The sequence below is a fragment of the Microcoleus sp. Pol12A5 genome (genome assembly GCF_036701435.1).
Classification (GTDB): Bacteria; Cyanobacteriota; Cyanobacteriia; order Cyanobacteriales; family Microcoleaceae; genus Microcoleus.
Window position 1 is genome coordinate 62,392 of the sequence record NZ_JAUBQU010000022.1, and the last position, 8,083, is coordinate 70,474.

At 48.8% G+C, this 8,083-nt stretch carries 5 protein-coding genes; 4 read left to right on the top strand and 1 reads right to left on the bottom strand.

The window, feature by feature from the left end:
* Positions 1-654 precede the first annotated feature (654 nt).
* Entirely contained in the window at positions 655-2,727 is a 2,073-nt protein-coding gene (locus QUA45_RS08760) for an iron uptake porin (protein WP_333099027.1), read from the top strand.
* 166 nt (positions 2,728-2,893) lie between these two features.
* Here QUA45_RS08760 and QUA45_RS08765 read toward each other — a convergent pair whose 3' ends face one another.
* Positions 2,894-4,147 carry an FIST N-terminal domain-containing protein gene (locus tag QUA45_RS08765; RefSeq protein ID WP_333099028.1) on the bottom strand — a complete coding sequence of 418 codons (1,254 nt, stop codon included), beginning with the start codon at positions 4,145-4,147 and terminating at the stop codon, positions 2,894-2,896.
* A 742-nt stretch (positions 4,148-4,889) separates the two neighbouring features.
* Here QUA45_RS08765 and QUA45_RS08770 point away from each other — a divergent pair.
* The 3 genes from QUA45_RS08770 (at position 4,890) to QUA45_RS08780 (ending at position 7,872) form a co-directional block, all read left to right on the top strand.
* Entirely contained in the window at positions 4,890-5,126 is a 237-nt protein-coding gene (locus tag QUA45_RS08770; RefSeq protein WP_190662788.1) for a Calvin cycle protein CP12, read from the top strand.
* 402 nt (positions 5,127-5,528) lie between these two features.
* Positions 5,529-6,149: a DUF3177 family protein gene (locus tag QUA45_RS08775; protein WP_333099029.1), complete on the top strand. Its 621-nt coding sequence runs from the start codon at positions 5,529-5,531 to the stop codon at positions 6,147-6,149.
* 268 nt (positions 6,150-6,417) lie between these two features.
* Complete coding sequence (locus QUA45_RS08780; RefSeq protein WP_333099031.1) at positions 6,418-7,872, top strand: hypothetical protein; 1,455 nt, start codon at positions 6,418-6,420, stop codon at positions 7,870-7,872.
* Positions 7,873-8,083 lie beyond the last annotated feature (211 nt).

Below are 8,083 nucleotides of genomic sequence, written 5' to 3' on the forward strand. Positions count from 1 at the left end.
TAAAATAGCGGGAAATTAAACCCGCCGACGGTTAGTCTCAAAAAAGGCAATCGTCCTGGCAAGTCCAGACGGCAGCGGGCATCAAAAAACCCAAATTGGTCAAGCCTGAACTTTGGTTTAGATCGGGTCTATCTACCAGCCTTTAAGTTTCAGTTCCCCACTCATGGCGGGAAAATAGCCCCTGCCGGGTCGCGAGGTTTAAACTTAGGTTAAAAAGCTTGACATTATAGGATATAAAGCTGTATAAGGGATGCGACAAGCAGCCACAATCCTACCTAATAACTGTCTGTTAAGTCTGGCGTAACCGAGGACTCTGGGCAGTTGTCAGTTAGAGGCAGATTGTGGTCGAGCCCATAGAACCAGTAGTCGATCGCCCGCAGAGCAACTCAAGCAAGTCGGGCGATCGAGAGATGAAATTAGCACGTGATGGTATAATCAACTGTAATGTAATGTGGGCTTGACCTGAATTGATGCCTGGGCGGTATAAGGGCTCAGCCCCCTAAGTTCAAGCATAAGTAGACACGCCTACTGTGAATCAACAGTTATGGATATGTTCTATTTTGGCATTTATTGTCAACAGGCAAGCAACCACAAAAATTAGCAGTTGGGAATTGCTGCTCGTCGAGTTGAATAGAGTGTGAAGGTGTGAGGAAAATGAACAGAACTTTTTGGAATTTACTGCTAGTATCCCCGGCAATTCTGGGGCTATCATCAGTCATGAGTACCGCTGCGATCGCCGCAGAAGTGACCGCAACCGCTGAAGCCAACCAGCTAGCTACAGCTCAGTCATCTGAGTCAAAAATTGCAGAAATAGTTGGAGACATAGTTGCAGAACCAGTTGCAGCAGCCCCTGCTGCCCCAGAAAACCTGGCTTTAAACAGCAGCGTCGAAGCGGCCCAAACCCCGGTCGTTAAAGAAGCAGACGCTGAAAAACTCGCCTCAATCAAACCAGAAACCAGCGAAGCAGCAGTGCAAACAACACTGCAAACAACAGGGAGCGACATCGACTTAGGAGCCCCAATCGCTCCTGGCAGCGCTGCAGCAGCGGCTGAACCCCTAGCAGCAGCAGGCACAGCCGAACCGTCGCCCCAAGCATCAGATTTGGCAGTTCAAAGCAGCCACACAGACGCCCCTGGGAAAATTGAAGTGCCAGCAGTCGCCAGCACCCCAGCTACTACCCCAGTTACTACCCCAGCTACTAAGGTAGAAATTGCTCAGACAGTACCCGCCGGAATGGGCGGTCCCATCGTCCCTGTCGCTCCCCAAGCGCTGCCGGCCCAACCGTCCGGAACCATGTCCCAGGTGACATCAGTCACTCAGCTCTCCGACGTGCGACCGACAGATTGGGCATTCCAAGCCCTGCAATCCCTAGTCGAACGCTACAGTTGTATCGTTGGTTATCCCGACGGTACCTACCGCGGCAACCGCGCCCTGACTCGCTACGAATTTGCAGCCGGCGTCAACGCTTGCTTAGACCAGATAACCCAGCTAATTGGGTCAACAGGTAACTTAGTTACCCGAGACGACTTAGCTATCCTGCAACGCCTGCAAGAAGAATTTGCAGCCGAACTTGCTACCCTGCGCGGACGAGTAGACGGCCTAGAAGCCCGCACCGCTGAACTCGAAGCCAACCAGTTCTCCACCACCACCAAATTGGCTGGAGAAGCCATTTTTGCCGTCAGCGACACCTTCGGAGATGGTGTTGGTCTTGACGACGACAAAACGTCTACCAACCTCGGCTACCGGGTGCGCTTGAACTTTAACACCAGCTTCACCGGTCGAGACTTGCTCAGAACTCGCTTGCAAGCCCTCAACGTCGCGAACTACTCAGCAGCAACAGCTACGGGTACTAACATGGCTCGCCTAGGGTTTGATGGAGCTGAGAACAGCAATTTCACACTAGACGAGTTGTACTATCGGTTCCCGATGGGTAAAGCTACAGTCTTTGTCGGTCCTAAAGGACTTGACCTCGATGAAATTGCAGACCAGGCTTCTACCTTTGGTAACTCTACGAGTAACGGTTCACTTTCCAGATTTGGAGTTCGCAACCCGGCCGTATTCCGCGGCCCGCAGGGAGCAGGCGCAAGTGTGAGTTTCAACTTGGGAAGCTTCCGAGCTACCGCGGGCTATCTCGCAGGCGACGGCGATGCTCCCAACCCCGCAGACGGCAGGGGCGTTTTCGACGGTTCTTTCAGCGCTCTGGGTCAGATCGGCTTTTTTAGCAGACCGTTTGACTTGGGCTTGACTTACACCCGGAAATACAATCGGGCAGGCGATGTTAACCTCATGGGCGGCGTCGGCAGTTTGTTGGCTAATCGGCCCTTCGATCAATCACCTACCGCATCAGATAACTATGGCGTGCAAGTTAACTTCAAACCCAGCAGTCGCTTTCAGATTGGCGGTTGGTACGGTTATACGAAGGCTGAACAACTGCGGGGTGGCAACAATGACGCTACCATCCAGAATGGTGCTATCACTGTGGCTCTGGGAGATTTTGCCCGACAAGGCAACGTCCTAGGCTTCGTCTTTGGTGTACCGCCAAAAGTTACCGACAGCGATGTCGCCAGAAATCGCAACACCTCTTATCACTTAGAGGGTTTCTATCGCTTCCAAGTCAATGACTTTATTTCGGTGACACCGGGCGTTTACGTGATTCTGAATCCGGAACACAACAACAACAACGAGGATATCTGGGTCGGACTCCTCCGTACTACCTTTAGTTTCTAAGGTTTCCAGACATCTAGTTACAGCTAAAAGCGGCAGGCGACTGCCGCTTTTATTTATTGGTCATCAGTCGATTTTAGATTTTAGATTTTAGATTTTAGATTTTAGATTGTCAACACTCATCAGTCATCAGTCATCAGTCAACAGTCAACAGTCAACAGTTCACAAATTATGAATTTTGGCGGCAAATCCCGAATACGGATGTGTAGCCGTGCAAAAATGTGCTGCCGCCGACGGGGCCGATTTCGCCGTTGCAGAAAAAGCCGCTCAGGGGGATGTTTTTGAGGTATCGGCCAAACAGTCGGGAGTCAAAGTTCGACTGGCCGTAAAGCCCTTCGCCGCGCCCCAGACAAGAGAACATTAAGGCGCCGGCGCTAGATGTACCGCTGTACTCGGCAGCCCGCTGATAGCGATCGAGCAGCATTTCTAGGTCTTCTGCGGAGGTGCGCGCGTCCCGCAGGTGAAATTGGATGCGCTGTCCGGGACGGACTCGATCGCCGATCGCTATTGCCCCCACTTTCGGATCTACTCCCAACAGATTGCGGATTAAAAAATCTCCCGGCTCTAATGTCAGCTTGAATTCATCGCTGACTAAGCCTACAAATAACGAGTGCTGAGCTAATTCTCGGTCTTCTTCGCTCAAAGTTTGAACTAACTCTCGCAAGGCCTCTAAGGGCGATCGCTCGATGCCTCCGCTGCCAGTATCGTCGGTTTGTTCTTCGAGTTTCAGCAAAATATTGCGATCTCCTTCCGTCACCCGATAAGGATGCCCGATCGGCCTGCAGCCTTGAGCGACGATCGTTTCCAAAACTATATTGCCGCTCAAAGCTACCCCAACCGTCCCTTCTCGGTAAAGCTGATAGTCGCAAAACAGCGCCGCGCCCCTGCCCGCACCGTCCCCCCCGGCGAGTCCCCCTACCTTCGCCGCACCCGGATAGGCATAATCTAGCCCTTGTAGCAAATCGTTAATTTTTGCCGAAAAGGGGTCGGCGAAGATGATGAACTGCGGTTCTTCCTGGGCCGGCACGCCCAAGATCTCCACCCAAGTATCCGGGGGGCTGTCTAAGTCCGGCAGTTCTTCTGCACCGACGTGAAAAGTTCTGACATTCACTCCCGGCAAGCGCGCCAGACTGAGGCTGACTGCGGGAGATCCCTCGACTTCTTCGGTGAGGCCGCCCCGGTTCGTGCCGATGACTCCTCCCCCGCCGCAGCCCAGGATCGCGGGCACTGGCAGCAGTTCTCGGAGTAAAGGCATCAGCCGAGAATACTCGCTGGCAAAGGCAGACGAGATAAATATCAGCGCTAAATCAGCCGGGCCTTCTAGGTCGCGATCGGCTTGTTCTATAACTTCTTTGAGCGCTGATTCCAAAGAGGGACGGGTTGATAAAGCGCTGACCCATTGCATTTGGTTTTGGGTGTACATAAGGCAAACTTCTCTATAAAACTATCTCTATACATTACGCTAACCGGAACTGGCCACTGGGGAGACCCTATTCTTCGGCGATCGATTCCCCCTCGATTGCCGTTCTTGTGTTAACATAAGTTAACATGAGTGTCCGACTAATCTGTTTAGTGTTAAATGCCGTATTCAGCTAAATCTTAAAAGATAAAGCTCAATACAGTTTGACACACGAACATCGTGTAATGTTTTCATCAAAAGTAAGGTCAGCTCGACCTACATTGATGCCTGTGGACCCTTCCCCCGCCGACGGGGTAGAGTAAAGCAGGAAGTAGAGACGGCTGCTGCGATCGCAGTTATGGATGGTTTCTATCTGGGCTGCTGCAACAGCAGCGCATCTCAAGCTATTATTAGCTGGGGTCGCCAGACCGAAACAGCAAATCAAACCCAAACTAACATCCAAAAAGAAAACCTTTCTTACTTAATAAGGTCAACGACCCAGGTCTAAAGACACTGGGCTTCTAGCCTAAGACTTAAACCACTCTTGACTAGCCTAAGACTTTAGAGGTCTACGTTTTTTGAGTGATGACACCAAGTGGCTGCTTAGCTAGTCCCTTGCTCTGTCGTTAACGGTTAAACATCTTTATTTGGGTTAAGGATGTGCCGTTAGCCGAACCAGCTCACTAAACCCAGGGGCGTGCTAACATTACCTAGAAATAGGTCGGGGACCACCATATTCTCCTACACATTCATACCAACAAGCTTTATGACAACAACACCCGCAGGCAACATCCAAGAAAAAATTGAAGAAGAACTAGAAAGCGCTCGTACAGTCTGTGACCTCAAGGGCGCCACTTCCGGGGAATGCGCGGCGGCGTGGGACGCAGTTGAAGAACTGCAAGCAGAAGCTTCCCACCAAAAGCAAGTCAAACCTAAGAATTCTTTTGAAAAATTTTGCGACGACAATCCTGACGCTGCTGAGTGCCGCATCTACGAGGAATAAACGAGCCATTTAGCTCTATCCCTGCCCTCCCGCGCCGAAATCTAACTTTTGGCGCGGGAGAATTTTATTTGAGGGGTTGAGCCTTGAAATAGTGGCGAGATTTGGCTTCTATCCCAATGGTTCAAATCGGCCAGCTTCTCTCCACTCCCTGAAGCAAGGGAGACAATAATTTACTCTGGCGTCCCCCCTTGGTTCGGGGGATGGGAAGGCGAGATTCGAGGAATAAACAGTTTTAATCCCAGTATATTGCCGTCTATCGTGTATCAAGTACGTTTTAAAGCGCGCCAAGCACCTTAGAAAAGGTAGTAGTAACTAAAACATCAAGACCGTGTTCTGGTTGCTGATTTTTTAGCATTTTTGTAGTAAAATTTGTGACAAATAAGTGAGTATATTTTCCCAAAGATGTTGAGTCTTTTATTGGCAGCCACCGGGCCTTGGTTTCAACCGCTAGTCTGGATGGATTACCGGTTGTCTGTGTTATTAACAATTTCGATCCCGCTGGTAGTGCTGATTTGGGCTGTTGTGGCAAAAGCTGATGCGATCGTCCGTTTGTCGATTATTTATTGGCGGGTGGCGAGTTTGCTGGCAATTACACTTTACCTGATGATGGCGGCGCTGCCTGTGAGCTTTGTATCGTCGGTGATTGGGAGGGCCTTAATTCCTGCTAGTCTGTGGTTTTGGGAAGATTTAAACGAAGAAATTGCAGATCGACCGCAGTCGCCCCTGAAACTGGCTTTTACAGCTTGGAGGTGGGCGATTACTGTTTACAGCGGTTTGGGCGCTCTAGCTCAACTTCCCTTCTTAAGCTGTGCTTTTAAATCTCAAATTCAGGTAATTGACGAGCCTTTTTGCCGCATTTGGTTAGACCCACCTTGGCTCTACAAACAAATGTTTCACCCTACGGCAACCCCTCAGTTTTTGGGATTGTTGGGTCTGATAGGTTTAGTAATCTATGTAATTTACTTGTCATACTTTGTGCTAATTAGATTAGGAAAACAGGGGAGGTCAGCTACCGGAAATTAAGTGTAGTTTAAGTTAGTGTTTCGCTTCTCAATTGCAGCTAAAGTATTCCACAAAAAGCTCATAAATCTCAAATATAAACTGCCGGGGCGCATCTAGGACAAAATCAAACTAACAGCAGGGTGGCTGACCTGACCCCCCAAAAACGGATATAAGCCGTGGACTCCAGTCGTGGAGATCTAAAAATTTTAGACTAAGGTTCCAGCTTCCAGATTCATCTGTCGAGAAAATCTAAAATCTAAAATCTAAAATCTAAAATCGACTGACAGCAATGTTATGGGGAAAGACTGTGATGGATAGCAAACAAGCCTACTTACAGTGCTTAGAAAGGCTGATTTGGGCGCTCGATCGCCTGGAAGCAAAAGTCGAACCCAGTGAACTCGCTCGGATTGCCGAACTGATTGTTCAGCCGATGGTGGGGCCCTGGCGGTTTTTTCACACTCCCGAACATATTTTTGAGGTGGGGGGAGATGAAGACGCGATCGAGGTTTTGGCAGCTTTATTTCACGATACCGTCTACGTGCAAGTCGATCGCAGCATTAACTTTAACGTCAGCTACTACATCACTCCTGTTGCAAAAGAGGTTAACAAACAACTACAAATTAGGGATCGATCGGAACTGCCAGCGGATGCTATCTTCGAGATGGTAATGCTGGTATTCAATTTTGTACCGGGCGAAGTCCTAAATCCTTTCGCCGGACAAAACGAATTTCTCAGCGCTGTCGTAGCAGCAAAAGCTCTAGAACCATTTCTCAAACGCGAGCAATTGCTTCAAATTGCAGGCTGCATTGAAGCAACCATTCCGTTTCGCGCAGCCGAGTCGGGAGTAACGGTAAGCCAGCGCCTTTATGACCGCTTGCAAGCAATAAATAGCCGATTTAACCTCAGTTTGAATGATGAGGAAATGCGGGAAACGGTCAAAAAAGCTGTGCGAATTTCTAACCGGGATGTGATGAGTTTTGCTCACCATAGTTCAGCCCATTTTTTGGCAAATACCTGGAATTTACTGCCGGAAACCAATCACAATCTCATCTGCTGCGGTTTTTACACGATTCGCGACTACCGAGTTGCTTTGCTCAAGATGGAAGGTTTTCTGAATTATCTCAAGCCAGAAATAATTTTCCGGCAGTTTGAGGGATATCCAGACGATCGCACATATCAGCGCTGGGAAACGACTGCTAAGTACAATCTCGAAATTGCGAAGCTTTATTTGGGGTGCAAACTGTCTGCCCTAGCCCTACTAGAAGCTCTTTCTTCGGATTTGGGGATTGAGGTTTCTCTGGCGATGATGATGGGAGGAATTCCGGAGCTGGCTCCTAACTGCGTACGCCTAGAAAGCTTTTTTCCAGAAATAGACAAACCTTATCAACCTAAAATTAGTTTAGAAGCGGAAGTATTGAATTTATTAGAAAATGGGCGGGCTAAAAGCACCTCTAATACCGATTTGGAGAGTTCGCCCCTGACAACGTTTGTGGTAAAAATGGTTGGCTTTGACGAAATGCGCTATCAGTGCGATCGAGCCAAGGAATTTTTTCAAGAAAATCTAAATGCCGAGGACTTTATTTCCGACTTTAACCCGATAGTTACAGAAATTGTCATTGATTCAATTCTCAAGTTGTTTGACAGCCGGAAATCTACTATCTACCGATACTACGATATCACTTCTAAGTTAAAGTCCAAACCCCAGAGCAATTTTCCCGATCGCCATTTCCGATCAAATAGTTAACTAGCTTTAAATACAGTATTTTTGCCTTCTCTATATAAAATACCCTTACTCAGCTTATATAAGAGTGCAGCGATTACACCGTGACAGGATTGATTGACTCGCTTTCTCTACCTCAATCTGCCTATCCATCCCGAGGTAGTGCCCTGAAGGAAAGGATCAGAGTACGTTATGATTAGAGAAGTGTTTGCCATAGCGTGATATGACATTAGAA

Coding starts and splice junctions, on each gene's coding strand:
- QUA45_RS08775 (WP_333099029.1), top strand. CDS start 5,529: ATGTTGAGTCTTTTATTGGCAGCCACCGGGCCTTGGTTTCAACCGCTA.
- QUA45_RS08770 (WP_190662788.1), top strand. CDS start 4,890: ATGACAACAACACCCGCAGGCAACATCCAAGAAAAAATTGAAGAAGAA.
- QUA45_RS08780 (WP_333099031.1), top strand. CDS start 6,418: ATGTTATGGGGAAAGACTGTGATGGATAGCAAACAAGCCTACTTACAG.
- QUA45_RS08765 (WP_333099028.1), bottom strand. CDS start 4,147: ATGTACACCCAAAACCAAATGCAATGGGTCAGCGCTTTATCAACCCGT.
- QUA45_RS08760 (WP_333099027.1), top strand. CDS start 655: ATGAACAGAACTTTTTGGAATTTACTGCTAGTATCCCCGGCAATTCTG.